At 75.8% G+C, this 25,119-nt stretch carries 25 protein-coding genes, 1 pseudogene and 1 riboswitch; of the genes and pseudogenes, 16 read left to right on the top strand and 10 right to left on the bottom strand.

The genetic code is table 11. From position 1 onward, the window contains the following. Window positions 1-2: 2 nt before the first annotated feature. The gene (locus tag ACI8AX_RS18370; RefSeq protein ID WP_456551289.1) at window positions 3-359 is read left to right on the top strand and encodes a PspC domain-containing protein; all 357 of its coding nucleotides are present in this window, start codon (window positions 3-5) and stop codon (window positions 357-359) included. A 3-nt stretch (window positions 360-362) separates the two neighbouring features. On the opposite strand, the gene ACI8AX_RS18365 is transcribed toward ACI8AX_RS18370, so the two are convergent. Then, window positions 363-557 (bottom strand): hypothetical protein, encoded by a 195-nt coding sequence (locus ACI8AX_RS18365; RefSeq protein ID WP_456551288.1) that lies wholly within the window; start codon window positions 555-557, stop codon window positions 363-365. 71 nt (window positions 558-628) lie between these two features. On the opposite strand from ACI8AX_RS18365, the gene ACI8AX_RS18360 reads away from it, so the two are divergent. The 3 genes from ACI8AX_RS18360 (at window position 629) to ACI8AX_RS18350 (ending at window position 3,276) form a co-directional block, all read left to right on the top strand. Then, window positions 629-1,243, top strand: coding sequence for a DUF1707 SHOCT-like domain-containing protein (locus ACI8AX_RS18360; RefSeq protein ID WP_456551287.1), 615 nt, complete (start codon window positions 629-631; stop codon window positions 1,241-1,243). 105 nt (window positions 1,244-1,348) lie between these two features. Beyond that, window positions 1,349-2,209: an SGNH/GDSL hydrolase family protein gene (locus ACI8AX_RS18355; RefSeq protein WP_456551286.1), complete on the top strand. Its 861-nt coding sequence runs from the start codon at window positions 1,349-1,351 to the stop codon at window positions 2,207-2,209. An 86-nt stretch (window positions 2,210-2,295) separates the two neighbouring features. After that, complete coding sequence (locus ACI8AX_RS18350; RefSeq protein WP_456551285.1) at window positions 2,296-3,276, top strand: isopenicillin N synthase family dioxygenase; 981 nt, start codon at window positions 2,296-2,298, stop codon at window positions 3,274-3,276. 6 nt (window positions 3,277-3,282) lie between these two features. On the opposite strand, the gene ACI8AX_RS18345 is transcribed toward ACI8AX_RS18350, so the two are convergent. Together ACI8AX_RS18345 and ACI8AX_RS18340 are read right to left on the bottom strand one after the other, a co-directional pair. Continuing rightward, entirely contained in the window at window positions 3,283-3,876 is a 594-nt protein-coding gene (locus tag ACI8AX_RS18345) for a pyridoxamine 5'-phosphate oxidase family protein (RefSeq protein ID WP_456551284.1), read from the bottom strand. Next, window positions 3,873-5,225 carry an FAD-binding oxidoreductase gene (locus ACI8AX_RS18340; protein WP_456551283.1) on the bottom strand — a complete coding sequence of 451 codons (1,353 nt, stop codon included), beginning with the start codon at window positions 5,223-5,225 and terminating at the stop codon, window positions 3,873-3,875. The genes ACI8AX_RS18345 and ACI8AX_RS18340 overlap by 4 nt, the downstream gene beginning before the upstream one ends. Before the next feature lie 94 nt (window positions 5,226-5,319). On the opposite strand from ACI8AX_RS18340, the gene ACI8AX_RS18335 reads away from it, so the two are divergent. From ACI8AX_RS18335 to ACI8AX_RS18310, 6 genes are all read left to right on the top strand, one after another. Continuing rightward, complete coding sequence (locus ACI8AX_RS18335) at window positions 5,320-6,285, top strand: PDR/VanB family oxidoreductase (RefSeq protein WP_456551282.1); 966 nt, start codon at window positions 5,320-5,322, stop codon at window positions 6,283-6,285. After that, complete coding sequence (locus ACI8AX_RS18330; RefSeq protein WP_456551281.1) at window positions 6,282-7,532, top strand: amidohydrolase family protein; 1,251 nt, start codon at window positions 6,282-6,284, stop codon at window positions 7,530-7,532. The genes ACI8AX_RS18335 and ACI8AX_RS18330 overlap by 4 nt, the downstream gene beginning before the upstream one ends. A 66-nt stretch (window positions 7,533-7,598) precedes the next feature. Further along, window positions 7,599-8,387 carry an ABC transporter ATP-binding protein gene (locus ACI8AX_RS18325; protein WP_456551280.1) on the top strand — a complete coding sequence of 263 codons (789 nt, stop codon included), beginning with the start codon at window positions 7,599-7,601 and terminating at the stop codon, window positions 8,385-8,387. Window positions 8,388-8,460: 73 nt separating this feature from the next. Further along, window positions 8,461-9,381 carry an ABC transporter permease gene (locus ACI8AX_RS18320; RefSeq protein WP_456551279.1) on the top strand — a complete coding sequence of 307 codons (921 nt, stop codon included), beginning with the start codon at window positions 8,461-8,463 and terminating at the stop codon, window positions 9,379-9,381. A gap of 72 nt (window positions 9,382-9,453) precedes the next feature. Further along, window positions 9,454-10,632, top strand: a complete 1,179-nt coding sequence (locus ACI8AX_RS18315; RefSeq protein ID WP_456551278.1) for an ABC transporter substrate-binding protein — start codon at window positions 9,454-9,456, stop codon at window positions 10,630-10,632. 167 nt (window positions 10,633-10,799) lie between these two features. Further along, window positions 10,800-11,003, top strand: a complete 204-nt coding sequence (locus tag ACI8AX_RS18310; protein ID WP_456551277.1) for a hypothetical protein — start codon at window positions 10,800-10,802, stop codon at window positions 11,001-11,003. On the opposite strand, the gene ACI8AX_RS18305 is transcribed toward ACI8AX_RS18310, so the two are convergent. The 3 genes from ACI8AX_RS18305 to ACI8AX_RS18295 form a co-directional block, all read right to left on the bottom strand. Continuing rightward, complete coding sequence (locus tag ACI8AX_RS18305) at window positions 11,000-11,668, bottom strand: hypothetical protein (RefSeq protein ID WP_456551276.1); 669 nt, start codon at window positions 11,666-11,668, stop codon at window positions 11,000-11,002. The genes ACI8AX_RS18310 and ACI8AX_RS18305 overlap by 4 nt on opposite strands. 97 nt (window positions 11,669-11,765) lie before the next feature. Beyond that, on the bottom strand, window positions 11,766-13,148 hold the full coding sequence (locus ACI8AX_RS18300; RefSeq protein ID WP_456551275.1) for an amidohydrolase family protein: 1,383 nt from the start codon (window positions 13,146-13,148) through the stop codon (window positions 11,766-11,768). Window positions 13,149-13,193: 45 nt separating this feature from the next. Continuing rightward, entirely contained in the window at window positions 13,194-14,519 is a 1,326-nt protein-coding gene (locus ACI8AX_RS18295) for an amidohydrolase family protein (RefSeq protein ID WP_456551274.1), read from the bottom strand. 94 nt (window positions 14,520-14,613) lie between these two features. Here ACI8AX_RS18295 and ACI8AX_RS18290 point away from each other — a divergent pair, with 94 nt between their 5' ends. The 3 genes from ACI8AX_RS18290 (at window position 14,614) to ACI8AX_RS18280 (ending at window position 18,496) form a co-directional block, all read left to right on the top strand. After that, window positions 14,614-15,414, top strand: a complete 801-nt coding sequence (locus ACI8AX_RS18290; protein WP_456551273.1) for a creatininase family protein — start codon at window positions 14,614-14,616, stop codon at window positions 15,412-15,414. A gap of 113 nt (window positions 15,415-15,527) precedes the next feature. Continuing rightward, the gene (locus tag ACI8AX_RS18285) at window positions 15,528-18,242 is read left to right on the top strand and encodes an MGH1-like glycoside hydrolase domain-containing protein (RefSeq protein ID WP_456551272.1); all 2,715 of its coding nucleotides are present in this window, start codon (window positions 15,528-15,530) and stop codon (window positions 18,240-18,242) included. Window positions 18,243-18,328: 86 nt separating this feature from the next. After that, the gene (locus tag ACI8AX_RS18280; RefSeq protein WP_456551271.1) at window positions 18,329-18,496 is read left to right on the top strand and encodes a hypothetical protein; all 168 of its coding nucleotides are present in this window, start codon (window positions 18,329-18,331) and stop codon (window positions 18,494-18,496) included. 10 nt (window positions 18,497-18,506) lie between these two features. Here the strand turns inward: ACI8AX_RS18280 and ACI8AX_RS18275 are convergent, their stop codons facing one another. Next, a complete protein-coding gene (locus ACI8AX_RS18275) occupies window positions 18,507-18,887 on the bottom strand; it encodes an ArsC/Spx/MgsR family protein (protein ID WP_456551270.1) in 381 nt (126 codons plus the stop codon). A 101-nt stretch (window positions 18,888-18,988) separates the two neighbouring features. Here ACI8AX_RS18275 and ACI8AX_RS18270 point away from each other — a divergent pair, with 101 nt between their 5' ends. Further along, a complete protein-coding gene (locus ACI8AX_RS18270; RefSeq protein WP_456551269.1) occupies window positions 18,989-19,291 on the top strand; it encodes a hypothetical protein in 303 nt (100 codons plus the stop codon). Window positions 19,292-19,371: 80 nt separating this feature from the next. Here the strand turns inward: ACI8AX_RS18270 and ACI8AX_RS18265 are convergent, their stop codons facing one another. Together ACI8AX_RS18265 and ACI8AX_RS18260 are read right to left on the bottom strand one after the other, a co-directional pair. Beyond that, the gene (locus tag ACI8AX_RS18265) at window positions 19,372-19,575 is read right to left on the bottom strand and encodes a cold-shock protein (RefSeq protein WP_456543346.1); all 204 of its coding nucleotides are present in this window, start codon (window positions 19,573-19,575) and stop codon (window positions 19,372-19,374) included. Between the two features lie 216 nt (window positions 19,576-19,791). Beyond that, window positions 19,792-20,028, bottom strand: coding sequence for a hypothetical protein (locus tag ACI8AX_RS18260; protein WP_456551268.1), 237 nt, complete (start codon window positions 20,026-20,028; stop codon window positions 19,792-19,794). 111 nt (window positions 20,029-20,139) lie between these two features. Between ACI8AX_RS18260 and ACI8AX_RS18255 the strand changes: the two genes are divergently transcribed. Beyond that, window positions 20,140-21,825: a bifunctional 3'-5' exonuclease/DNA polymerase gene (locus ACI8AX_RS18255; RefSeq protein WP_456551267.1), complete on the top strand. Its 1,686-nt coding sequence runs from the start codon at window positions 20,140-20,142 to the stop codon at window positions 21,823-21,825. 75 nt (window positions 21,826-21,900) lie between these two features. On the opposite strand, the gene ACI8AX_RS18250 is transcribed toward ACI8AX_RS18255, so the two are convergent. Next, window positions 21,901-23,748, bottom strand: a complete 1,848-nt coding sequence (locus ACI8AX_RS18250; protein WP_456551266.1) for a phosphoenolpyruvate carboxykinase (GTP) — start codon at window positions 23,746-23,748, stop codon at window positions 21,901-21,903. A 415-nt stretch (window positions 23,749-24,163) separates the two neighbouring features. Further along, a riboswitch (cyclic di-AMP (ydaO/yuaA leader) is annotated at window positions 24,164-24,307 on the top strand. Between the two features lie 280 nt (window positions 24,308-24,587). Between ACI8AX_RS18250 and ACI8AX_RS18245 the strand changes: the two are divergent. Continuing rightward, window positions 24,588-25,119 (top strand): annotated as a pseudogene (locus ACI8AX_RS18245) (hypothetical protein); the annotation flags it as partial.

Below are 25,119 nucleotides of genomic sequence, written 5' to 3'. Positions count from 1 at the left end.
CCATGACCTCGACCGTTCCGCCCACCGCCCCGCCGGCCGCCGACCAGCCCGCCCCCCAGCCCGCCCACGAGTCCGCCGGCCCCGCCCGGCCGGCCCTGCAGCGCGGCCGCACCGACACGATGCTCGGCGGCGTCTGCCGCGGGCTCGCCGACGCCACCGGCATCGACGTCGTCCTCTGGCGCGTCGGCTTCCTCGTCCTGGCGCTGACCGGCGCCGGGCTGCTGGTCTACCCGCTGCTGTGGGTGGCCCTGCCGGCCGCTCCGCTGCCGCCCGGCGCCACGCCCGCGCCGCTGGACCCGTTCGTCGAGCGGCTGCACGTGCGCCTCGCCGGCGCGCTGTCCGGGTCCCGGCGGCGCTGACCGTCAGCCGCGCGCGGCGGCCTGCCGCACGGTCTGGACGACGTACACGACCGACAGCACGAAGAACAGCGCGCCGATCGCGGCGCGGACCTGGTCGTCGTCCAGCCCGGAGCGGCGGGCCACCGGCGCGGCCACCGCGTCGGCGACCTTCCCGCGCCACCCCTGCAGCCCCGCCTCGCCCATCCGCTTCACGTCCATGCCGACGCCCTACCCGCCCCGGCCGCCCGTAGACGCCGGCCCGGTGCGCCGCGGCGAACTACCGTGCGGGCATGGACGCCGAGGGGACCGCCGGAGCCGGGCAGCAGGGCGTGCGCGCCTCCGACGCCGAGCGACAGGCGGTGGTCGACCGCCTGACCGCGGCCGGCGCGGAGGGCCGGCTCGACCCCGACGAGCTGCGCACGCGCAGCGAGGCGGCCTACGCCGCGGTCACCGTCGGCGAGCTGGCGGCCCTCACCGCGGACCTCCCCCGGGCCGGTGACCTCCCGGTGCCGGCCGCCGCGGCCCCGGCACCGCGGCCCGGGCCCGCGGGCGGGAGCGGGAGCGGGCCGGTCGTCGCGGTCTTCGGCGGCACCGAGCGCCGCGGCCGGTGGCGACCGGCCACCCGCCAGCGCGCGACCGCCGTCTTCGGCGGCGTCGTCCTGGACTACCGCGAGGCCGACCTCCCGCCCGGACCGCTGCACGTGCGGGCGACCGCCGTCTTCGGCGGGGTCGATCTCGTGCTGCCCGAGGGTGCGACCGTCGAGCTGACCGGCTTCTCGCTGTTCGGCGGCCGCGACGTCAAGGCCCGGGGCGGGTCCGGGCCGGCCGGCGGGCCGGCCGTGCACGTGCGCGCCGTCGCCGTGTTCGGTGGTGTCACGGTGCGCACCGCCGCGACCGGCGGCTGACCGCGCGACCCACCCGGGGCCGAGCGGCCGGAGAGGGAGGCGTCACCTCCGGGCGGGTGGGGCGTTGTACGGGGGGACATGCCCCCGGCTCCACCGGAGTAGCCCGTGCGCCGTCTCGTCCTCCCCGTCCTCGCCGCCCTGGCGGTCCTGCTCGGCCTCGCCGTGCCCGCCTCGGCGACCCCGCGGCCGCCGCAGCCGCTGGACTACGTCGCCCTGGGCGACTCCTACAGCGCCGCCTCCGGCGTGCTCCCGCCCGACCCCACCGCGGCGCCGCAGTGCCTGCGCTCGACCCGCAACTACCCGCACGTCCTCGCCGAGCAGATCGGCGCCCGGCTGACCGACGTCACCTGCGGCGGCGCCGACACCGGCGACTTCGCGGCCGCCCAGTACCCGGGCGTGCCACCGCAGCTGGAGGCCCTGAGCGCGGAGACCGATCTGGTCACCATGACCATCGGCGGCAACGACAGCGGCGTCTTCATCAACTCGATCCTGCAGTGCGGCGCCGCGGGGCTGCTGACCCTCGGCCAGGGCAGCCCGTGCCGCGACCGGTACGGCTCCTCCTTCGAGGACACCGTGCGGACCACGACCTACCCGGCGCTGGTGCAGGCCCTCTCGGCGGTGCGCGAGGCGGCGCCGAACGCCCGCGTCGCGATCCTCGGCTACCCGTGGATCCTCCCGGCCTCGGGCGGCTGCTACCCGGTCATGACCGTCGCGTCGGGGGACGTGCCCTACCTGCGCAGCCTGCAGGCGACGCTCAACGACGCGGTGCGGCGGGCGGCCGCGGAGACCGGGGTCCGGTACGTGGACATGAGCCGGGTGTCGGAGGGCCACGACGCCTGCCGGCCGATCGGCGTCCGCTGGGTCGAGCCGGTGCTGGCCGGCAGCAACCCGGTGATCGTGCACCCGAACGCGCTCGGCGAGGCCGCGATGGCCGCCCAGGTCCGGGAGGTCCTGCGGCTGCGCTGACCCGCGCCGGAGGAGGTCCGTCGGCGTCACGCCGACGGATCTCCTCCGGTACCTCGGCGAAACACCGCGCTGGTTGCCTGAGCCCCATGACCAGCCGCCTCACCGAACTCGACCGCGAGGCCCGCATGGGCGCCCTCGGCACCGAGACCAGCACCCGCGAGGTCCGCCGGATCAGCCTCGCCGACCTGCCCGCGCGCCGCGCGGAGATCGCCGACGAGCTGTGGGCCGCGGCCACCGACATCGGCTTCTTCCAGGTCGTCGACCACGGCATCGCGCAGGAGCAGGTCGACGGGGCCTTCGCCGCGGCCGAGGCGTTCTTCGCCCTGCCTCCGGAGGTCAAGGCCCGCCGGCCGCTGGACAAGGCGCTCAACGCGGGCTGGGAGTCCAAGACGCAGGTGCGCCCCTCGATCGGCACCCCCGACGAGAAGGAGTCCTTCCAGGTCACCCGCCCGCACATGGCCGGCCGCTGGCCGACGGCGGAGGAGCTGGCCGGGTTCGAGGAGACGATGCTCGCCTTCGAGGCCCGCTGCCGGCAGGTGGCCATGGACGTGCTGTCCTGCTTCGCGCTGCGGCTGGGGTTCGACGCGGAGTTCTTCGACCGGGCGCACGACCCGTCGGCGCCGGGCTACCAGAGCACGCTGCGGCTGCTGCACTACTTCCCGGTCTCGGCGGAGACCGCCGCCCGGACCGACCTGTGGCGGGCCGGCGCGCACACCGACTTCGACTGCCTGACCCTGCTGTTCCAGCGCGCCGGCCAGGGCGGCCTGCAGGTGCTGCCCGGCGCCGAGGCCGAGGGCCAGGCGTGGACGCCGGTGGAGCCCTCCGACGACGCGATCACCTGCAACATCGGCGACATGCTGACCCGGTGGAGCGACGGCGTCCTCCCGTCGAACTTCCACCGGGTGAAGGCGCCCGGGCCCGGCGACCCCCTGGGGTCCCGCTACAGCATCGCCTTCTTCGCCCAGGCCGACCGCGACGTCGTCATCGAGAGCCCGGCCGGCACGTACCCGCCGATCACCGCGGGCGACTTCATCCTCGAGCGGATCCGCGCCAACTACGGCGGCTGACGGCGGTCAGCCGGGCAGGGCGCGGCAGGACCACCGGTCGCCGGCGCGCACGTACTGCAGCCGGCGGCTGGCGGTCCGCGCCGACGCCGCCCAGAAGGTCATCTCCCGCGGTCGCAGCCGGTAGCCGACCCAGGAGCCGGCCGGGCCGTCGCCGTCCGGCGAGAACGCGGCCCAGCGGGCCACCCGCTCGGCCAGCGGCAGCCCGGCGAGCTCCTCGGTGTTCAGCTCCGCCAGCCGCCGCAGGTACTCGCTGCGTGCCGCCCACGCGGCCTCCGCCTGCTCCGCGCCGTCGGGCACGACGTCGCCGCGCACCACCAGCTGCCGGGAGGAGTCGGGCCAGAGGACGACGATGCTCGCCCGCGGCACCGCGGCCAGCTCGGCGACCTTCCGGCTGCCGCGGGCGGTGTGGAAGGCGAAACCGGTCTCGTCGAAGGCGCTGAGCAGCACCGTCCGGGCGTCGGGGTAGCCGTCGGTGCCGACCGTCGAGAGCGTGACCCGCGGCCGGTCGGGGTCGTCGTCGGCCGGGAGCCAGGCACGGGCGAGGTCGAGCGGGTCGGCCGGGGGAACGCCGTCGGCGTGCACCGGGTCGACGAGGGTCACCGGATCGCGCCCTTGGTCGGGCCGTCGTAGTCCGGGTTGAGCTTGCCGGGGTTGAGCAGCCCGTGCGGGTCGGTGCTGCGGGCGGTCTCGATCGTGCGGCCGAGCTCGAAGTCGACGTTCCACTGGTGCGGGTCGTGCACCCCGACGCCGAGCGCGTTCAACGCCCGGATGCCGGCGCGCACCTGCTCGGGGCTGCGGTAGACGCCGGCGAGCATCCCGATCGGGACGGTGTGCCCGGCCTCGACGTGCAGCAGCCCGCCCTCGTAGACGGCGTGCACCTCGTCGATCCGCTCGACCAGCGCGTCGCCGGACACCTCGACGTGGAAGTACACGCCCGGCCGCGACTTCTGCAGCCACTCGACGGGGTGGTTGTAGCTGAGCATGCTCAGCGACAGCACCACCTGGGGGCCCTCGCGGACGTCCTCGACCCGCCCGCCCGCCCCCTCGACGAGCGCGGTGGCCGCCGCGACCGTCCGGGCGTCGGCGATCACCCGCAGGCTGGCCCGGCCGGCGGGGAACGCCGGGTCCGGCGGCAGCGTGGCGGTGACCTCCGGGGTGTCGGCCGAGACCAGCCGGGGGAGCGGCTGCAGCCGGCCGAGCTCGCGCAGCACCGACAGCGCGCCGCGGAAGTCGGGGAAGCTCGCGTACACCCCGCGCCAGTCCTGCAGCGGCTCGAGCCGCACGGTGGCCCGGGCGATGACGCCGGCGGTGCCGTAGTTGTGCACGTACCGCTGCGCCTCCTCGCCCTCGACGTGCACCAGGTCCGGCGACCCGGTCGCGTGCACGACGTCGAGGGCGAGCACGAACCCCATGTCGTTGGAGCCGTGCGCGATGGTGCCGGTGCCGCCCGAGCCGCCGCCGAGGAACCCGCCGAGCGAGGACTGCGCGGTGGAGGGGTACATCCACAGCTGCTGCCCGGTCTCGGCCGCGGCCCGCTCCAGGGCCACCATCGGCGCGCCGGCCTCGGCGGTGACCCAGCCGGAGCCCACCTCGACCACCGCCCGCGCCCGGGACAGGTCCAGCACCAGCCCGCCGGCCATCGGGATCGCCTGGCCGTAGTTGCCGGTGCCCTTGCCCCGCGGGGTCACCGGGACGCCGTGCCGCACGGCCGCGGCGACGGCCCGGCCGACGTCCTCGGCGGTGGTCGGCCAGGCGACCAGGTCGGCGACCCCCAGCGGCAGCAGCTCGGTGATGATCGGGCTCATCCGCGCGCCGTCGACCGACGCCCGCTCCCGGGCGCGCAGGTCGCCGGTCACGTTGCGGGCGCCGAGCAGGGCGACGAGCTCGGCCTCCAGCGCGGCCAGCGCGGCGGGCGACGGGGCGGGGGTGCGGACGGGGGAGACGGTCACCGGGCCAGTCCAGCCGCGCGGGGTTCCGCCCGTGTCACCTCCGTGTCACGTCGGTGGGACACGTTCGGCACGCGCCTCTGCTCGGATCGCCGGCGTGAGCTTCTTCTCCGACGTCGAGCGGGACCTGCTCGTCGACGCCCGCACCGACCTGGCCGAGGGCGTCGTCGCCCTGGACCTCGTCTCGCACAACGGCCGCGACCTGCCCGCCTGGACGCCGGGCTCGCACGTCGACGTCGTCCTCGGGCCGGGGCTGGAGCGGCAGTACTCGCTGTGCGGCGACCGCGCCGACCGCTCCCGGTGGCGGATCGCCGTCCTCCGCGAGGAGAAGGGTGGGGGCGGGTCGCTGGCCCTGCACGACGACGTCCGGGTCGGGCAGACGCTGCGGGTCCGCGGCCCGCGCAACCACTTCGCGTTCGAGGTCACCCCGGGAACGCGCTACCGGTTCGTGGCCGGCGGCATCGGCATCACCCCGCTGCGGGCCATGGTCGCCGAGGCCGCGGCGGCGGGCGCCGACTGGGCGCTCGACTACGCGGGTCGCTCGCGCGCCACCATGGCCTTCGCCGCCGAGCTGGCCGCCGCACACCCGGAGCGAGTGCGGCTGCACGTCGCCGACGAGGGCGGGCGGCTCGACGTCGCGGCATCGATCGGGCCGCCGCGCACCGACACCGCCGTCCACGTCTGCGGACCCGGCCGGCTGATCGACGCCGTCACCGCGGCGATGGCCGGCTGGCCGGAGCAGGCGCTGCACCTCGAGCGGTTCGAGGCGAAGGAGTTCGGCGACCCGGTGTGGCCGGGCCCGTTCGAGGTCGAGCTGGCGCTGTCGGGCGCCACGGTGACCGTCGAGCCGGGGGAGTCGGTGCTCGACGCGGTCACCGGGGCGGGCGCCGTCGTCCTCTCCTCCTGCCGGGTCGGCACGTGCGGCACGTGCGAGACGCCGGTGCTGGAGGGCGAGGTCGAGCACCGCGACTCCGTCCTCACCCCGGCCGAGCAGGCCGACGGCGCGGCGATGATGCTCTGCGTCTCGCGCGCCGCCGGGCCCAGGCTGGTGCTGGACCTGTGAGCCTCCTGCTGACCGGCGCGACGGACATGGACGGGCGCCGGGTCGACGTGCGCGTCGCGGGCCCGCGGGTCGCCGCGGTGGCCCCCGTCCTGGCGCCGCTGCCGGGGGAGGAGGTGCTCGACCTCGCCGGCTCGTGGCTGCTCCCCGCGCCGGCCGAGCCGCACGCCCACCTGGACAAGGCGCTGACCGGCCACCGGGTGCCCAACCGCACCGGTGACCTGGCCGGCGCGATCGAGGCGATCCGTGCCGTCGCCGCCGGCTTCACCCACGAGGACCTCGTCGAGCGGGCGACCCGGGCCGCGTACGAGTACCTGGCCAACGGGACGACGGCGATCCGCACGCACGCCGACGTCGGCGTGCACGCCGGCACCCGGCACCTGCGGGCGCTGCTGCGGGTGCGCGACGCCCTCGCCGGGGTCCTCCACCTGCAGGTGGTCGCGCTGGTGTCGGCGCCGTCCACGGCCGAGGAGGCCGCCGCGGCCCCGCGGCTGCTCGCCGAGGCGATCGACCTCGGGGCGGACGTCGTCGGCGGCGCGCCGCACCTGTGGGCCGACCGCGACGCCGGGCAGGCGCTGTCGTTCGACGCGGCCGCCCGCGCCGGCCTGCCGCTGGACCTGCACACCGACGAGACGCTCGACCCGACCGCGCAGGGGCTGCTCGACCTGGCGCGGCGGGTGGCCGCGACCGGCTTCGACCGCGGGGTGACGGCGAGCCACTGCGTGAGCCTGGGCGTGCACCCGCTCGACGTCGCCCGGGCCACGGCGGCGGCGGTCGCCCGCGCCGGCATCGGCGTGGTCGCGCTGCCGCAGACCAACCTGTACCTGCAGGGCCGTGACGTCGCGGTGGCGCCGCCGCGCGGGCTCACCGCCGTCCGGGCCCTGCTCGACGCCGGCGCCACCGTCGGCGCCGGCGGGGACAACCTGCGCGACCCGTTCAACCCGATGGGCCGCGCCGACGCCTGCGAGGCCGCCTCGCTGCTGGTGACCGCCGGGCACCTGTCCACCCGCGAGGCGTGGCTGGCGGTGAGCGCGGGCGCGCGGCGCTGCATGGGCCTGCCGGTCCCGGCGGTGGCCGAGGGGGCCGCCGCGGAGTTCGTCGCGATCGCCGCGGAGAGCCTGGACGCCGCCGTCGCCGGGGCCGGGACCGAGCGGGTCGTGCTGTCCGGCGGGCGGGTCGTCGCGACGACGCGGGTGCGCCGCTCGGTGGCCCCGCTGGGCTCCCCGGGAGCGGCCGTGGCCGGGTCGTGACGCGGGCCGCGCGTCGTTCACCGCCGCAACACACCCACGAAACAGGCAGCACGGAGGGTGAGGACCGTGAGAGCAACCGCGCCGAGCAGGCCCGCCGGGACCCGGCCGGCCGCCGCGACCGATCCCCGGGTCCTGCACTTCCGGGACGTCGCCAAGACGTTCCCCGACGGCACGGTCGCCCTCGAGGGCGTCGACCTCGACATCCGGCGCGGTGAGTTCGTCACCGTCGTCGGCCCCTCCGGCTGCGGGAAGAGCACGCTGCTGCGGATCGCCTCCGACCTCTCCCCGGCGACGTCGGGGGACGTGCAGGTCGACGCGCAGCGCATCGGCTACGTGTTCCAGGACGCCACGCTGCTGCCCTGGCGGTCGGTGCTCAGGAACGTGCAGCTGCTGGGCGAGCTGCACGGCATGGGCAAGCCGTCGCTGAACCAGGCCTCCCGCGACGCGATCGACCTCGTCGGGCTCACCGGCCACGAGAAGAAGCTGCCCCGCGAGCTGTCCGGCGGCATGCGGATGCGCGCCTCCCTGGCGCGGTCGCTGACCCTCGACCCGGACCTGTTCCTCTTCGACGAGCCCTTCGGCGCGCTCGACGAGATCACCCGGGAGCGGCTGAACGACGAGCTGCTCAGCCTCTTCCGGGCCAGGCGCTTCGGCGCGCTGTTCATCACGCACTCGGTCAGCGAGGCCGTCTACATGTCGACCCGGGTGCTGGTGATGAGCGGCCGGCCCGGGCGCGTCGTGGCCTCCTTCGACGTCCCGTTCGGCCCCGACCGCGACCCCGAGCTGCGGTTCACCCCCGAGTTCGCCGCGCTGTCCGGCGAGGTCTCGCACGCGCTGCGGGAGGGGCACGGATGAGCGAGCCCGTGAGCTCGTCCAGGAACGGAGCACCGGCGGGCACGGCGCCGACGAGCGCCGGCGAGGAGACACCGTGACCGCGCTGCACCCCGACCGGCAGGAGAGCGACGTGACGGCCACCGAACAGGGCACGGAGACCATCGCCGCGCCGGAGGAGCTGGTCACCGGCGGCCCCGCGCCGCTGGTCCGCCGGAGGCGCCGGCGGGGCGGGGCGCTGCTGGACGTCGCCGCCCCGGTCGCCGTCTTCGCCGCTCTCATCGGGCTCTGGTACGCGATCACCTACCTGCTGCTCGACCCCGGCCGCCGCTTCCTCATGCCGCCCCCGCAGGACGTGGTCACCGAGGCGTTCCTCGACGGGCCGACCATGGAGAAGGTCGGCGACGCGCTCTGGAACACCGTCGAGGTCACCTTCACCGGCCTGGCCATCGCGATCGTGATCGGCATGGTCTGGGCGGTCGTCATGAGCCAGACCAGGGTCGCCGAGCGGTCGCTGTTCCCCTACGCGGTCGCGCTGCAGTGCATCCCGATCCTGGCGCTGGTCCCGCTGATCGGCTTCTGGTTCGGCTACGACTTCCCGGCGCGGGTCATCGTCTGCGTGCTGATCTCGCTGTTCCCGATCGTGTCCAACACGCTCTTCGGCCTGCAGTCGGTCGACCGCAGCCAGCACGAGCTGTTCGACCTGCACGGCGCCGGCCGGCTGACCCGGCTCGTGAAGCTGCAGTTCCCGGCCGCCATGCCGGCGATCTTCGCGGGGTTCCGGATCTCGGCCGGGCTGTCGGTGGTCGGCGCGATCGTCGGCGACGTCTTCTTCCGGCAGGGCGAGGCGGGGCTGGGCATCCTGCTCGACAACTTCCGCTCGCGGCTGCAGGGCCCGGAGCTGTTCGCCACGATCATCGTCGCCGCGCTGCTCGGCATCGCCACGTTCGTCGTCTTCGGCTGGCTCGGGAAGCTCGCCGTCGGCCGCTGGTACGTCACCGGCCGCGACAGGGCCTGACGTACCCACCCCCTCCCGTACGGCGCCCCGCTCCGCGGGGACGCCGTCCCACCCCACCCCTGAAGGAGACCCGTGCGCAGGACCCGCACCTCGATCGGCCTCGCCGCAGCCGCGAGCCTCGCCCTCGTCCTCTCCGCCTGCGGCAGCGACGACGGCGGTGGCGACTCCTCGGCCCCGGCCGGACCCAGCGGCGAGGTCGGCGACACCGACCTGGCCGCGGCCGGCTGCCCCGACACCGTCGTCATCCAGACCGACTGGAACCCCGAGGCCGAGCACGGCGGCATCTACCAGCTCGTCGGCGACGACCACTCCATCGACGCCGGCGGCAAGTCGGTCACCGGCACCCTGGTCGACAGCGAGGGGGCCAGCACCGGCGTCCTCGTCGAGGTCCGCGCCGGCGGCCCGGCGATCGGCTTCCAGGCCGTCAGCGCGCAGATGTACTCCGACGACGCGATCACCCTCGGCTACGTCGACACCGACGAGGCGATCCAGCTGTCGGCCGAGCAGCCGACCGTCGGCGTCCTCGCCCAGCTCGAGAAGTCCCCGCAGATGATCATGTGGGACCCCGAGACCTACCCGGACGTCGACGAGATCGCCGACCTGGCCGGCACCGACGCCACGGTCCGCTACTTCGAGGGCTCGGCCTACATGGACTACCTGGTCGGGGCCGGGATCCTCCGCGAGGAGCAGCTCGACGGCTCCTACGACGGGACGCCGGCGGCGTTCGTGGCCTCGGACGGCGCCGACGCCCAGCAGGGCTACGCCAGCGCCGAGCCCTACATCTACGAGAACGAGGTCGACGCCTGGGGCAAGCCGGTGGAGTACCAGCTGGTCCACGACGCCGGCTTCCAGGTCTACGCCTCGTCGCTGTCGGTCCGCGCCGACCAGCTCGAGGGGCTGGAGGGCTGCCTGACCGAGCTGGTGCCGCTCATGCAGCAGGCCGACCTCGACTACATCACCGACCCGACCGGCGCCAACGAGCTGATCCTGGAGCTGGTGGAGCAGTACGACACCGGCTGGCAGTACAGCGAGGGCGTCGCCGAGTACTCCGCGACGACCATGGAGGAGCTCGGCATCTCGGGCAACGGCGAGAACGCGACCCACGGCGACTTCGACGAGGCCCGGCTGCAGACGCTGATCGAGCAGACGACGCCGATCTTCACCGAGCAGGGCACCCCGCCGGCCGAGGGCCTCACCCCGGCCGACATCGCCACCAACGAGTTCATCGACATGTCCATCGGGGCCGCCTGACCTGCCGCGACCCGCACGACCGGCCGCGCCGGCCGCCCCCTGGGGCGCCGGCGCGGCCGCGCGTCCGGCCCGGCCTCCTCCCGCGGGGGGAGACTGGGAACGACGGACGCCGGGGTCGGCGTTGTCCGGACGACGCGCTCGCCCGAGCGCACGAGCGAGGAGACGAGATGGACTACCTCAAGCGCCTGCAGTACGAGCGGCCGGTGCTGTTCTGGGTCGTCCTGCTGGTGGGCTTCTGGCTCGCCTTCCAGGTGCTGCTCTTCGTGGCCTCGGTGCTGCTCGGCGGGTTCTCCCTGCCGGCGTGGGCGCCCCTCGCGCTGGTGCTCGGCGCCCTGGTCCTCGTCGCCCGCAGCCAGCAGCGCTCCCGCTAGCCCGGCGGGGGCAGGTCCCCGTTGCCCGCCGCGGCGACCCGGGGCAGCGTCAGCATCGCCTTCAGGGCCCCGAGCAGCCCGAGCCCGGCCACCGCGACGGCGCACCACGCACCCGCGGCCACGCGCCCGGCCTGCCAGTCCGCGTCCGCGAGGAGCACGAGGACGGCGGCGACGGCCGGTGCCGCCGCCGCCAGGGCCAGGACCCCCGCGACACGGTGGGTGCGCGCCCGCCGGAACGGCAGCAGGCCGACCAGAAGCAGCGCGGCGCCGCTCGCCACGACGGCGACCGGCGGCCACCCGCCGCCCTCGAGCAGCGCCGCCAGGCCCGGCGCCTCGAACCCCTCGCGCACCGCCGAGGCGCCGAGCGCGCCGTCGGCCCGGGTCCACGGCAGGACCAGGCCCGCGACGGCCGCGCCGGCGGACCCGAGCAGCGCCAGGCCGGCGACGACGTCGCGCCGGCGGAGGACCACCAGGGGGCCGGCGGCAGCACCGGCCCGGGCACCGCGCCGATCGCCCGGGCCGTCGTCCCCGTCGTCCTCGTCGTCGGGTTCGGCGGGGAAGCCGAGGATGTCGGGCGCGCCGGGCTCGTCCGGCCCGGCGGGCGCCGGCGGCGCCGCCTGCGCGGTGTCGCCCTCGAACCGGTGGAGTCGCACGCGCAGGGTCATCGGGTCCTCCGACAACGAGCGGGGCACGGGGAGGTGCCCCAGGACCGCAGGATAGGGCCGCCGTGCGCCGCCCGGCATCCGTGGACGGCGCGCCGTCTCAGCCCGCCCGACGGCCTCCCCCCGCCGCGATCCGGGTCAGCCGCTCGTGCACCTGGTCGACCACCGTCGCGGCCCCCGGGTCGCACAGCCGGGCGCCGTCGGCGACCTGCACGCCGCCGACCCAGACCTGGTGCAGGTTGCGCAGCGAGCAGGCGAGCACGTAGGTGCCGTACGGGTCCCAGACCGGGCCGGTGTCGGGGTCGCGCGGGTCGACGACGAGGAAGTCGGCGTACCGGCCCGGCCGCAGCGTGCCCACCCGGTCGTCGATGCCGAGCACCTCCGCCGAGCCGCGGGTGTGCAGGTCGAGCACGTCGCGCACCGGCAGGGCGGCGGGGTCGTGGGACGTCGCCCGGACCAGCGCCAGCCCCGTGCGCATGTTGGCGAACGGGTCGCTGACGTCGGTGCAGGACTGGTCGTCCAGCCCCATGCCCACGCGCATCCCGAGCTCCCGGATCCGCGGGATCCGCGCCACCCCGGAGGCCAGCCGGCCGTTGCTCATCGGCTGCCAGCTCATCCCGCAGCCGGCCGCGGCGGCCGCGGTGACGATCTCGTCGGTCGTCTGGATGAAGTGGCCGAACACCAGGTCGGGCCCGAGCGCCCCGGCCGCGGCGTACCAGGCGAACCGCGACTGCTGGGCGGCCACGTCGTGCGGGGTCTCCAGGAAGTGCGGCTGGTTGAGCAGCCCGTGCCGGCGCATCGCCGCCACCTCCAGGTCGGCGGCGGCCGGGTCGTCGGCCCACTGCACCGTGCCGCTGACCGCCACCCCGAGGTGCAGCGCCGGGTCGGCGTCCGCGGCGGCGTCGACCACCTCGTCGAGCTGCGCCAGCGCCTCGGCGGGGGCGACGCCACCCTGGCCGAGCATGACGCTGTGCACGTGCCGCAGGCCGGCGTCGGCCTTGCCGCGCAGCTGGGCGTGGGTGAAGGCGGTGTCGGGCAGCGCGGCCTCGTACCGGGCGGGGTCGTCGTCGCCGCCGGCGGTGAAGGGCAGGCCGGCGGAGGTGAAGTCGTAGGCGGTGGTGACGCCGTTGCGCAGGAAGTCCTGCGCGCCGTGCCGGGTCAGCCAGTAGACGTCGTCGGCGTCGGCCGCGTCGGTGTAGCGGGTCATCGCCTCGATCCAGCCGTACAGGGACTCGTCCGTGCCCAGCCCACGCGAGGCGGAGGTGAACAGGTGGCTGTGCGCGGAGACGAAGCCGGGCCCGACGAGCCGGCCGGGGAGCTCGAGGACCCGCGCGGCGGCGGCCACCACCTCCGCGGGCGGGTCGCCGGGCTCGATCGCGGCGATCCGGCCCCCGTCGTCCACGGTGAACCAGCCGCGGAAGGGGTCGGGCCGCTGGGGGTCCATGGTCAGCAGGACGGCGTCGCGCACGAGGAGGCGGGTCACGCCCGCACGCTGCCCGGCCCGCGTTGCGGCGCGGTGACGCGCACGTCACCGGGGCGTGCGCGCCGCCAGCACCCGCCGCAGCCGCCCCGCCACGCCGGGCTCGTCCGCGGTCTGCAGCACGCCGTCGCGCACGACGACCCGGCCGCCGACGACCACGTGCCGGGGCCGGCGGCCGGGGGAGGCCCACAGGAGCCCGGCCACCGGGTCGGCCACCCCGGCGTCGGCCACGCCCGTGACGTCCCAGCAGACGAGGTCGGCGCGCGTCCCGGCGGCCAGCCGCCCGAGGTCGGGGCGGCCCAGCCCGTCGGCCGAGCCGCGGGTCGCCCAGCCGAGGACCTCCCGCGCGGCCACCGGCCGGCCGGCCAGCGGTGCCACCTGCATCGCCAGGCGGGCGTCGGCGAGCAGGTGCCCGGCGTCGTTGGAGCCGCCGCCGCTGGTGCCCAGCCCGACGGGGACGCCGGCGTCGGCGAGCGCGGCCATCGGCGCCACGCCCCACCCCATCGGCAGGTCGCAGCCCGGGGCGTGCGTGGCGGAGACCCCGGCGGCGGCCACGGCGGCCACCTCGGCGTCGGTCACGTCGCAGAGGTGGGCCAGGGTCACGTCGGGGGCGAGCCAGCCCCACTCCGCGAGCAGCTCCAGCGGCCGGCGGCCGTACCGCTCCCGCGCCGCGACGACGTCCACCTCCTCGCCGGCCTGGGTGCGCCGGCGCAGCCCGTGCCGCGCGGCCACCTCGGCGAGCAGGCGGAACGTCTCCGCGCCGTCGCTGTGCACCCCCGCCGGGCCGACGGCCACCTGCAGTCCGCCGTCGGCGGTCACCCCGCCGTGCGGCACGAGCGCGCCGGCGACCGCGTCGGCCGAGGCGGCGGCGGTCTCCGGGTCGTCCCCGGCGCTGCCCCGCACGAAGGCCAGCCGCGCGCCGAGCTCCCGGGCCGCGTCCGCCGCGGCCCGGGCGAGCGCCACGCCGCCGTCGGCCGGCGCCGGGTCGCGCGGCCAGGTGAGGTGGTGGTCGGCGACGGTGGTCACCCCGCACAGCAGCGCCTCGGCCAGTCCCACCGAGGCCGCGGCGTGCACGAGCTCCCCGTCGACGCCGGCGGCGGCGTACGCGGCGGCCATGGTGGGCAGCCACCGCGCCATCGGGACGCCGCGGGTGCCGGGCAGCGTGCGGAACGCGGTCTGCAGCAGGTGGGCGTGGGCGTTGACCAGCCCCGGGGTGACCACGCAGCCCGAGGCGTCCAGCACCTCGCCGTCGTCGTGGCCGCCGTCGCCACCGCCGTCCGCGGCGACCCGGCCGTCGTCGCCGCAGACGACGTCGCCGGGCCCCTCCTCGCCGGTCCCGGTCCACACGGTCAGGGCGTCGCGGACGATCAGCACGCCGCGGACCCTCGCAGCCGGGTGTTCCGGCCACGTGACGGCGGCGTCCGCGGGCGACATCCCCCGGCAACGCGGCGTCCCTAGCCTGCGCCGGGTGGCGACCCGACTGCTCACCGAACTGACCGCACCGGCGCTCACCGCGGCCCTGGGCCCGGACAGCGTGCTGGTGCTGCCGACCGGCGCGATCGAGCAGCACGGCCCGCACCTGCCGGTCGCGACGGACCTGATCACCGCCCAGTCGCTGGCCGAACGGGCCGTCGAGCGGTTCGGCGACGAGCTGGACCTGTGGCTGCTGCCGCCGCTGGCGTACACGAAGTCGAACGAGCACGCGTGGTCGGCGGGCACGTTCTGGCTGTCGGCGCGGACGCTGACCGCGGTGCTGCGCGACTTGGGCCGCAGCGTCGCCGCGACCCCGGCCCGGCGGCTGGCGTTCCTCAACGGCCACGGCGGCAACTCGGCGCTGCTGCAGGTCGTCGCCCGCGACATCCGGGTGGAGACGGGGCTGCGGACCTTCACGCTGCACCCGCGGCTGCCCGCCGACCAGGGCGGCGCGGGCCCGGCGGGGGAGCTGGGCATGGGCGTGCACGGCGGCTTCGAGGAGACGTCGCTGATGCTGCACCTGCGCCCGGACCTGGTGGACATGGCGCAGGCCGACCGGTGGGTGCCCGAGCACCTCGCCGGTTACCGGCACGTGCGCTTCGGCGGCTCGGTGGCCTTCGGGTGGACGTCGGACGACTTCGGCCCCGCCGGGGTGGTCGGCGACGCGCGGGAGGCCACCGCCGAGGCCGGTGAGCGGCGGGCGGCCGACGCGGTGGCCTACCTCGGCGAGGCGCTGGCCGAGGTGGCCCGCTTCGACCCCACCCCCCGGTCGCGAGCCGGCGGCCCCGTCGCGTGACCCGGACGGACGGACCCGTCACAACTCGACCCTCTGGTCCCCCCGACCACAGGAGACACGGGGAGCACCCGCACCGTCCCGTCCCGTCACCGTCCCCGTGGCACCGTGGGTCCGTGACCGCTGCAGCTCCCGGCGTCCCGGACGGCCCGCGCGCGAGCGCCACCCCGCCGCGCACCGCCGAGCACGCCCGCCTGGCCGGGTCGGCCGACATGGCGTCGCCCTGGCGCACGTGGGGGCCCTACCTGGCCGGCCGCCAGTGGGGGACCGTCCGCGAGGACTACTCCGAGGACGGCGACGCCTGGAACTCGTTCCCGTTCGACCACGCGCACGCGCGGGCCTACCGGTGGGGCGAGGACGGGCTGGGCGGCATCTGCGACCGCTTCGGCTTCCTCAACTTCTCCGTCGCCCTCTGGAACGGCCGCGACCCGATCCTCAAGGAGCGCCTCTTCGGGCTCACCAACGAGGAGGGCAACCACGGCGAGGACGCCAAGGAGTACTGGTGGGCCGTCGACGGCACGCCGACGCACTCCTGGATGCAGTGGCTCTACCGCTACCCGCAGGCCGAGTACCCCTACGCCGAGCTGCGGGAGGAGAACGCCCGCCGGTCGAAGCTGGAGCGCGAGTACGAGCTCGCCGACACCGGCGTCCTCGACGAGGACCGCTTCTTCGACGTCCAGGTCACCTACGCCAAGGCCGGGCCGGAGGACGTCTGCATCGTCGTCTCCGCCACCAACCACGGCCCCGAGGCCGCGCCGCTGCACCTGCTGCCGCAGGTGTGGTTCCGCAACACCTGGTCGTGGGGCGGCGACAAGCGCCAGGGCCGGATCGACCAGCTGCTGGCCCCGACCCTCACGGTGTCGGGGCTGGAGGCCGTCGAGGCCGAGCACGGCTACCTGGGCCGCTACGTGCTCGCCGCCGAGGGCTCGCCCGACGTGCTGTTCTGCGAGAACGAGACCAACGCCGTCGCCCTGTTCGGCGAGCGGCGCAACTCCACGAAGTACCCCAAGGACGGCATCAACCGCCGCGTCGTCGAGGGCGACCGGGCGGCGGTCAACCCCGCCGACACCGGCACCAAGGCCGCCTTCTGGTACCGGTGGGACGCCGTGGCGCCGGGGGAGACGGTGAGCGTGCGGCTGCGGCTGCGGCAGGCCGACCCGGACGACGCCGTCTTCGGCGAGGAGTTCGACGCGGTCCTGGCCACCCGGCGGGCCGAGGCCGACGAGTTCTACGGGACGGTGATCCACCCGGGGCTGTCCGACGAGGACCGGCACGTGGCCCGGCGCGCCTACGCCGGCCTGCTGTGGACCAAGCAGCTCTACCGCTTCGACGTCTCCCAGTGGCTCGACGGCGACCCGGACTTCTCCGCGCCCGAGAGCCGGCGCCGGCGCGGCCGGCGCAACTCCGGCTGGCGGCACCTGGCGCTGGCCGACGTCATCTCGATGCCGGACGAGTGGGAGTACCCGTGGTTCGCCGCGTGGGACACCGCCTTCCACTGCATCCCGCTCGCGCACGTGGACCCGGACTTCGCCAAGGAGCAGCTGGTCCTCATGTGCCGCGAGTGGGCCATGCACCCCAACGGCCAGCTGCCGGCCTACGAGTGGGCCTTCGGCGACGTCAACCCGCCCGTGCACGCGTGGGCCGCCTGGCACGTCTACCGGATCGACGGCTACCGCGACCGGCAGTTCCTCATCCGGGTGTTCACCAAGCTGCTGCTGAACTTCTCGTGGTGGGTCAACCGCAAGGACTCCACCGGCTCGGGCCTGTTCGAGGGCGGCTTCCTCGGGATGGACAACATCGCGCTGTTCGACCGCTCCGCCCCGCTGCCGCCCGGCTACCGGCTGGAGCAGTCCGACGCGACGAGCTGGATGGCGTTCTACTGCCAGCAGATGTTCAAGATCGCCCTGGAGCTCTCCCGGTTCGACCAGGCGTGGGACTCCACGGCGACGAAGTTCCTCGAGCACTTCCTGTCGATCGCGCAGGCGATGAACAACTTCGGCTCGCACGAGGAGTCGCTGTGGAACGAGGAGGACGGCTTCTTCTACGACGTCCTCGTCGCCCCGGACGGCACCGCCGAGCCGCTGCGGGTCCGGTCGATGGTCGGGCTGCTGCCGATCCTCGGCGCCACCGAGGTGCCGGCGTGGATCCAGTCCGAGTGCCCCGACGTGGCCAACCAGCTGCGCTGGCTGCAGCGCCGCCGCCCGGAGCTGATGGGCCCGCTGCTGAGCCGGTCGGCGCCCGAGGGCCGCAAGATGCTCCTCTCGCTGGTCGACCGCGAGCGGCTCGAGCGGCTGCTGACCCGCATGTTCGACACGAACGAGTTCCTGTCGCCCTACGGGATCCGCTCGCTGTCCAAGGCCACCGGGCACGTCGTGGCGCAGGTCGGCGGGCGGGACGTCTCGATCGAGTACGAGCCGGGCGAGTCGCGCACCAAGCTCTTCGGCGGCAACTCCAACTGGCGCGGCCCGGTCTGGTTCCCGGTCAACGTGCTGCTGGCCGACAAGCTGCGCACGCTGGGCCGCTTCTACGGCGACTCGTTCACCATCGAGATCCCGACCGGTTCCGGTCAGCGGCGCACGCTGGTCGAGGCCGCCGACCTCGTCGACAACAGCCTCACCGCGCTGTTCCGGCCGGTGGAGGGCAAGCGCCCGGCCGACGGTAAGCGCATCGAGGCCACCGAGTCGCCGCTGTGGCAGCAGCACCCGACGTTCAGCGAGTTCTTCGACGGCGACACCGGCGAGGGGCTCGGCGCCTCGCACCAGACCGGCTGGACGGCGCTGGTCGCGCACCTGCTGAACCCGCGGCTGCCTCCCGATCCGCGCTTCTCCTGACCCCCGGGAGCGACGCGACCCCCTGGACAGGGTGTTGTGGGTCCCGGTCGTCCTGGGCGAGCGTGGCGTACCGGAGGAGGTGCGCGATGCCGTGGTGGGCGTGGCTGGTCGGCTGGGTGCTGCTGTCGACGCTGGCGGCGCTGTGGCTCGGGGCCGCCGCGTCCATCGCGCGGCGCCGGGAGCAGGCACGGCGCGAGGTCGACGACGCCCTCGAGGACGTCCGGCCCGCCCGGTGGTGGACCGCCGCCGGCTGAGCCGCCGGCCTCAGCCCTGGTCGCGGGGGCCGGCCGCCGTGCCCTCGGCGACGACCTCGCGCAGGGTCTCGTCGTCCCGGGCCACCCAGGCGCGGCCGTCGTCGCCGAGCACGATGGGCCGCTGGATCAGCCGCGGGTTCTCGACGAGCACCCGGATCCACGCATCGGCGTCGCGCGGGGCGTCGCGGAGCCCGAGCTCCCTCGCCCGCGGCTCGGACATGCGGGTGACGTCCCACGGCTGCAGGCCGAGCGCGGCGAGGGCGGCCCGCAGCTCGTCCTCGGTCGGCGGCTCGTCGAGGTAGCGGCGCAGGCGGTAGGCGACGCCGGCCTCGTCGAGCCGCGTCCTGGCCGTGCGGCACTTGGAGCACGAGGGGTTGAACCAGACCTCCACGCCGCGACCCTAGGCGGCCGGGGCGGCGGTCCGGGTGCCGGGATAGGGTCGTCCGAGTTGCCGGCGAGGTCCTCCGAGGACGACGAGGGAGGTTCCGTTCCGTGATCGACCAGGGAGCCGGCGGTGGGGACGACGCCCCGGTCGCGCCGCCGATACCGTCCTTCGAGTCGCTGCGGGAACCACGACGCCGCTCGGCCATCGACCTGCTCGTGCCTCCGGCCGAGCCCACGGCCCTGGTGGACCCGGTCGCCCCGGTGGACGCCGCGGAGCCGTCGCGGGCCGGGCGCAGCGCTCCCCGTCCGGCGGCCGCCCCGCGTCCCGCGGAGTGGGGCGACCTGCTGCGCCTGGGTGCCCGGCTGGGCGCCTGCCTGACCGAGCGGGTGCGCGGGCTCCTGCGCGGCTGAGCCCCGGACGAGCACTCGGGCCCGGGAACGGCAGAGGGGCCACGGCGCAGTGCGCCGTGGCCCCTCCGTGCGTCCGTCGGTCAGACGGCGCGGACGTTCTCCGCCTGCGGGCCCTTCTGGCCCTGCGTGACGTCGAACTCGACCTGCTGGCCCTCGTCGAGGGACTTGTAGCCGGTGCCGCTGATGGCGGAGTAGTGGCAGAAGACGTCGGCGCCGCCGCCGTCCTGGGCGATGAAGCCGAAGCCCTTCTCCGCGTTGAACCACTTCACAGTGCCGGTGGCCATGCTGTTCTCATTCCGTGCTGGGAGGTGTCCGGGCCGGCGATGCGCCGGGCCGGGGTCGCCGCACCGACCGGCAGGACCGAGAGGAACGTCAGGCAGAGACGACTGCGGACGTCCGAGAACGAAGCAGAGGTACGACAGCGACCGCCACCCACTGTAGGGGATGCGGGTCCCGCGGTCGACGGCTCGCCGCGGATCGACCCCCGGACGAGGGGGAAGTCACCAGCGCAACGGGTGCGTCTGGCGGGACTGGGCGGTCCGGCAGGCCCGGCAGTTGCCCCACTCGACCAGCGCCAGGGGCGTGGTCGGGCCGCCGCACTCGGGGCACTCCGCCGGCTCGGGCCCCTGCGCCCGCGCCTCGGCGACGTGCTGGGAGCGTTCCTCGTGCCGGCTCTCGTCGCCCCTGCAGGGGCAGCCCAGGTGGGCATCGGAGCAGAGTCCGCGGTGTGTCGCCATGGGGCCCCCTCGGGTTCTCGCCGACGCTACCCCGGAGACCGGCCGATCCCGGCACGCCCGGCGGCGGGTTCGCCGGATCGGGTCGGAGCACCGACCGGCGGTGCCGGTGCCGTGGGCGAGACTGAGACGGTGCACCGCGTCCTGCTGCGGCGGCTGGACGGCGGCCGCGTGGAGCTGCTCGACCGCACGGCAGGGGCCGCGGTCACCCGGGTCGCGGCGGAGGAGCTGCCCGCCGCCGTCCGGGCGCGGGAGAGCGGCGGGGACGTCCGGTGGGTGTGGGACGACACGACCCGCTGGTACCCGGCCCTGCTCGCAGCCGGCGTGCGCGTCGAGCGCTGCACCGACCTGCGGCTGTGCCACGCCGTCCTGCGGCGGTCGCCGTTCGTCGACCGCGCCCTGCTCACCGGCGCCGACAGCGCGGGGTGGGCCGCCCTCGCGCCGGCCGGGGCGGGCGAGGCCGCGCTGTTCCCCCTCGCCGATCCCGCCGACGCGCTCGACGCGGCCGCGGAGGACGACCGGCAGCAGGCGGCGCTGGCCGCCTCGCCGCACCGCGCCCGGCTGGCGCTGCTGCTCGCCGCGGAGTGCTCGGGCGCGCTGGTCGCCGCCGAGATGACCGCCGCGGGGCTGCCCTGGCGCGCCGACGTGCACGAGCGGCTGCTGTCCGACGCGCTCGGCCCACGCCCCCCGGCGGGGGCGCGGCCGGTCGTGCTGGAGCGGCTGGCCGGGGAGGTCCGGGCGGCCCTGCGGGCGCCGGAGCTCAACCCCGACTCGCCCGGCGAGCTGCTGCGGGCCCTGCGGACGGCGGGGCTGCCGGTCGAGGACACCCGGTCGTGGACGATCGAGCGCCTCGAGCACCCCGTCGTCCCGGCGCTGCTGGAGTACCGTCGGCTGGCCCGGCTCATGACCGCCAACGGCTGGGCCTGGCTGGACACGTGGGCGCGCGACGGCCGTTTCCGGCCCACCTTCCTGCCGGGCGGGGTGGTCACCGGGCGCTGGGCCTCGCACGGCGGCGGTGCGCTGTCGGTGCCGGCGGCGGTGCGCCCAGCCGCGGTCGCCGACGACGGGTGGCGGCTGGTCGTGGCCGACGTCGCCCAGCTGGAGCCGCGGGTGCTGGCGGCCATGAGCGGCGACACCGCGATGGCCGAGGCCGCCCGGGCGGCCGACCTGTACGAGGGCATGGTCGCCGGCGGCGCGGTCGCCACCCGGGCCGAGGCGAAGGTCGGCATCCTCGGCGCGATGTACGGCGGCACCCGCGGCGAGAGCGGCCGGATGCTGCCGCGGCTGGCCCGCCGCTACCCGCGGGCGGTCGGTCTGGTCGAGGAGGCGGCGCGGGCCGGCGAGCGCGGCGAGGTCGTGCACACGCTGCTGGGCCGCGGGTCGCCGCGGCCGTCCGGGGCGTGGGCCGAGCGGGAGGCCGACCTGGGCGAGGCGCCGCAGCCGGCGGGCCGCCGCGAGGACCACGACCGCGAGCGCCGCGCGTGGGGCCGGTTCGCCCGCAACTTCGTCGTCCAGGGGACCGGCGCGGAGTGGGCGCTGTGCTGGCTGGCCGACCTGCGCAACCGGCTCTGGCGCCTGGGGGAGGAGCTGCTGGGGGAGGAGCCGCTGCACCGGCGGCCGCACCTGGTCTTCTTCCTGCACGACGAGGTGGTCGTGCACACCCCGGAGGAGCTCGCGCCGGCGGTCGCCGACGCGGTGCGTGCGGCGGCGGGGACGGCCGGCCGGCTGCTGTTCGGGAGCTTCCCCGTGGACTTCCCGCTCGACGTCGCCGTCGTCCGCTCCTGGGCCGACGCCGGGTGAACGCGGGAGGACCCCCGCAGCCGGGTGGCTGCAGGGGTCCTCGTCGCGGTCAGGCGGTGGCCGGAGCCGGGCGGGTCACTGTCCCCGCTCGGCGTCCAGGGCGGCGGCCACCCGGCGGTGCGCCTCCCAGATCTCCTCGGGCAGGCCCGGGAAGAGCTGGAGGTGGGCTTCCCGGTGGCCCATCTCCTGGCACCAGCGCTCGGTGTCGATGGTGAGGAGCTTCTCCAGGTCGCCGTCGCGCAGGTCGACGCCCTCGAGCTCGAGCTCCTCGGCGAGCGGCACGATCCCGACCGGCGTCTGGCGGCCGGTGACCTCGCCGTTCTTGAGCTGCATGAGCCACAGCAGCGGGCGCAGGTTGTCCCGGTACCCCGGCCACAGGAAGTGGCCGTCCTGCGGGTCGCGCTGGAACCAGTTCACGTGCGCGAACAGCGGCTGCTCGCTCGCCGCGCCGATCACCTTCAGCCAGTGCGCGGCGTAGGCGGCCTCGGGCGTGGCCATGAACGGGCGCATCGACATCGGGTCGTAGCGCAGCACGCCCTCGGTGCCCTCGGCGGCGAAGGTGGCCTCCGCGCCCAGGGTCAGGCCGTCGTAGACGCCCTCGGCGAGGTCGGTGATCGCGCGGATCAGCGGCTCGCGGTCGCGGGTGCGGCCACCGAAGATGATCGCGTCCACCGGCACGCCCTTGGGGGTGTCGAAGTCCGGTGCCAGGTTTGGCACGTTGGCCAGCGTGGTGGTGAAGCGGCTGTTCGGGTGGGCCCAGGGGGCGTCCCGCTCCGCCTCGGACCGCTCGCTGATCAGCGTGCCCTGCCAGTCGCGCCACCCGGTGACGTCGGCCGGCGGCTCGGGGCTCTTGCCCTCCCACCAGACGTCGGCGGTCTGCTCGTTGTAGGCGACGTTGGTGAAGATCGTGCCGGTGCCCTCGGCGATCGCCTCGACCGCGGTGGGGTTGGTCGCCTCGTTCGTGTCCTTGGCGACACCGAACACGCCGTACTCGGGGTTGATCGCGTAGATCTTCCCGTCCTCGGGGTCGACGCGCAGCCAGGCGATGTCGTCGCCGTAGAACGTCACGTGGTAGCGGTCGCCGAGGATGTCGGGGGCCAGCGTCATCGCCAGGTTGGTCTTGCCCGACGCGCTCGGCATGCCGCCGCAGATGTGGTACTTGCGGCCGGTCTGCTTGTCGGTGATCCCCAGCAGCATGAACTGCTCGGCGAGGAACTCCCCGGAGCGCCAGCCGTCGTAGGCGCCCTGGCGCAGGCCGTGGGCGATCTTGCCCAGCAGGGCGTTCCCGCCGTAGGAGGAGCCGTAGTGCAGGATCGTGCGCTCGTCGGCGACGGTGACGAAGTAGCGCTGGTCGTCGGGGGTGCCGTGCCCCAGGTTGTCCAGGTCGCCGGTGACGTGCACGCCGCGGACGAAGCTGTCCTGGTCGGCGAGGTCGTTGACGAACTCCACGCCGACGCGCGCCATGCGGTTCATGTGCAGCACGACGGTGCGGGTGTCGGTCAGCTCGACACCGGTGGCGTACTCCTCCAGCGGCGAGCCGGGCGGGGCCATCAGGTAGGGGACGACGTACATCGTCTTGCCGGCGGAGGCGCCCTCCATGCGCTCGGTGAGCAGCGAGCGCATTTCCGAGGCGGGCTTCCAGTTGTTGTAGACGCCCTTGTCGGACTCGTCGTTCGTCGCGACGACGGTGCGCTCCTCGGAGCGCGCGGTGTCCTTGGGATGACTGCGGGAGTAGTACCGGCCCTCCCCGGCGGGGAGGAGCTCGCCGGCCTCCAGCGCCTCCCGGATCAGGCGCGCGTCGTCGGAGGCGTGGACCACCTCGACGCGGGCGGCACCGGTGTGCTCGGCCCACTGGCGGACGAAGTCGCGGACGCGACTGTTCTTCACCCCTGCTTCGTCGAGCACGGCGTCAACGGCTGCCACGACTGCACCTCTCCCTCGCGGGACATCCACTCATCGCGCCTCCCGACGTGCGCGCTGCGGCCCGCTGGGTCGGGAACTTACCGAGCCTGCCGGGGCCGTCTCACGGCAGAGGGGCCCCGACCACCCGTTCCAGGACCGTTCGCCCGGCCTTTCCGGGGCCTGTAGGTCGTCTGGGACGTCTACAGGCGCAGGTCGTGGCCCCCGACAGCCGCTCCGGTGTGTGATCCGCCACTTCTCCGCGCCGGTTGCGCGTCGCGTCCTACACGGTCAGGCGCCCGGCGCGCGGCGGCCGCGCCGGTGCGGACCTGACGAACCGGGCGTGCCGGATTGTCACGACTCGATAACGCGTCTACCGTGACCGCGTCCGTCCGGTAGCCACGTCCCCGCCCCGGGGAGTCCGGGCGGGCGCCGCCGAGTCGTCCACGAGCCCCCTCGTGACGAGCCGGGGACCCACCGCAGTACTGGGGTGAATCCCGCTCCGGACCCGCGTCCGGACCGGGTAGGGCCGCTTCCCGCCCGAACCCGTCAGCTAACTCGGTAGGCGGCCGACGGAAGAAACGGAGAGCCGCCGGATGGCGTGCCCCTGCCCTGCAGCCCGATCCCGCTCCGCCCGGTCCTCGCGGAGCAGGGTCCACCCGCGCAGCTAGGCGCCCGCGGCCGTCGGTAGCCGACGCCGCTCCACCGGTCCACCACCGCCGAGCACCTGCGCTCGGGCGGCCTCCCCGCCGCTGTCCGGTGCGCCCGTGGAGCCCGGCCCCGCCGCCGCCTCCGCTGCCCGCCACCCCTGCCGCCGGCGCCCGCCGCCGCGCGACACCCGTACCCCAGGAGCACCTCTCCCCATGCAGCACCGCACGACCGCATCCCACCGCGCCGCGGCGACCCGCCCGGCCGAGCCCGAGACGGCGCCGCTGACCGTCGCCCTGCCCGCCCGCCCCGCGGCCCGCCGCACGCCCGCGGCCCTGCGCCGCCGTCCGGCCCTCTACGTCGGCGTGGCCGCCGCGGGGGCGGTGTTGGTCAACGTGTTCGTCGGCGTCGAGCCGGCCGCGCAGGCCGAGGCCGGGACGTCGGAGTCGGTGGCCGTCGCCCAGGCGCTCGGCCTCACCGCGCAGAGCGCGCCGGCGCAGGCCGAGCCCGACCTGCAGCCGCTGTCGGACCTCGCCGCCAGCCGCGGCGAGCGCGAGTCGGCCGAGGCGGCCGCGCAGCAGGTGCAGGCCGCCGCCGACCAGGCCGAGCTCGACCGCCGGCGCGCCGAGGAGGAGGCCGCCGCGGCCTTCGCCGCGGCGGCCGCCCCCCCCGCGGCCGCCGATGCCCCAGCGGCAGCCCCAGCCGACGCCGCCGCAGCCGGCCGATCCCCGGCAGAAAGAAATTTTG

The sequence above is a fragment of the Blastococcus sp. SYSU D00813 genome, from assembly GCF_054050735.1.
Note: the sequence above shows the minus strand (reverse complement) of the source record. Positions and strands in the feature narration are given on the sequence as shown.

Bases quoted from the DNA above. Each gene is read 5' to 3' on its own strand.
- ACI8AX_RS18370 (WP_456551289.1), top strand. From the start codon at position 3: ATGACCTCGACCGTTCCGCCCACCGCCCCGCCGGCCGCCGACCAGCCC.
- ACI8AX_RS18365 (WP_456551288.1), bottom strand. From the start codon at position 557: ATGGACGTGAAGCGGATGGGCGAGGCGGGGCTGCAGGGGTGGCGCGGG.
- ACI8AX_RS18360 (WP_456551287.1), top strand. From the start codon at position 629: ATGGACGCCGAGGGGACCGCCGGAGCCGGGCAGCAGGGCGTGCGCGCC.
- ACI8AX_RS18350 (WP_456551285.1), top strand. From the start codon at position 2,296: ATGACCAGCCGCCTCACCGAACTCGACCGCGAGGCCCGCATGGGCGCC.
- ACI8AX_RS18310 (WP_456551277.1), top strand. From the start codon at position 10,800: ATGGACTACCTCAAGCGCCTGCAGTACGAGCGGCCGGTGCTGTTCTGG.
- ACI8AX_RS18305 (WP_456551276.1), bottom strand. From the start codon at position 11,668: ATGACCCTGCGCGTGCGACTCCACCGGTTCGAGGGCGACACCGCGCAG.
- ACI8AX_RS18280 (WP_456551271.1), top strand. From the start codon at position 18,329: ATGCCGTGGTGGGCGTGGCTGGTCGGCTGGGTGCTGCTGTCGACGCTG.
- ACI8AX_RS18265 (WP_456543346.1), bottom strand. From the start codon at position 19,575: ATGGCCACCGGCACTGTGAAGTGGTTCAACGCGGAGAAGGGCTTCGGC.
- ACI8AX_RS18260 (WP_456551268.1), bottom strand. From the start codon at position 20,028: ATGGCGACACACCGCGGACTCTGCTCCGATGCCCACCTGGGCTGCCCC.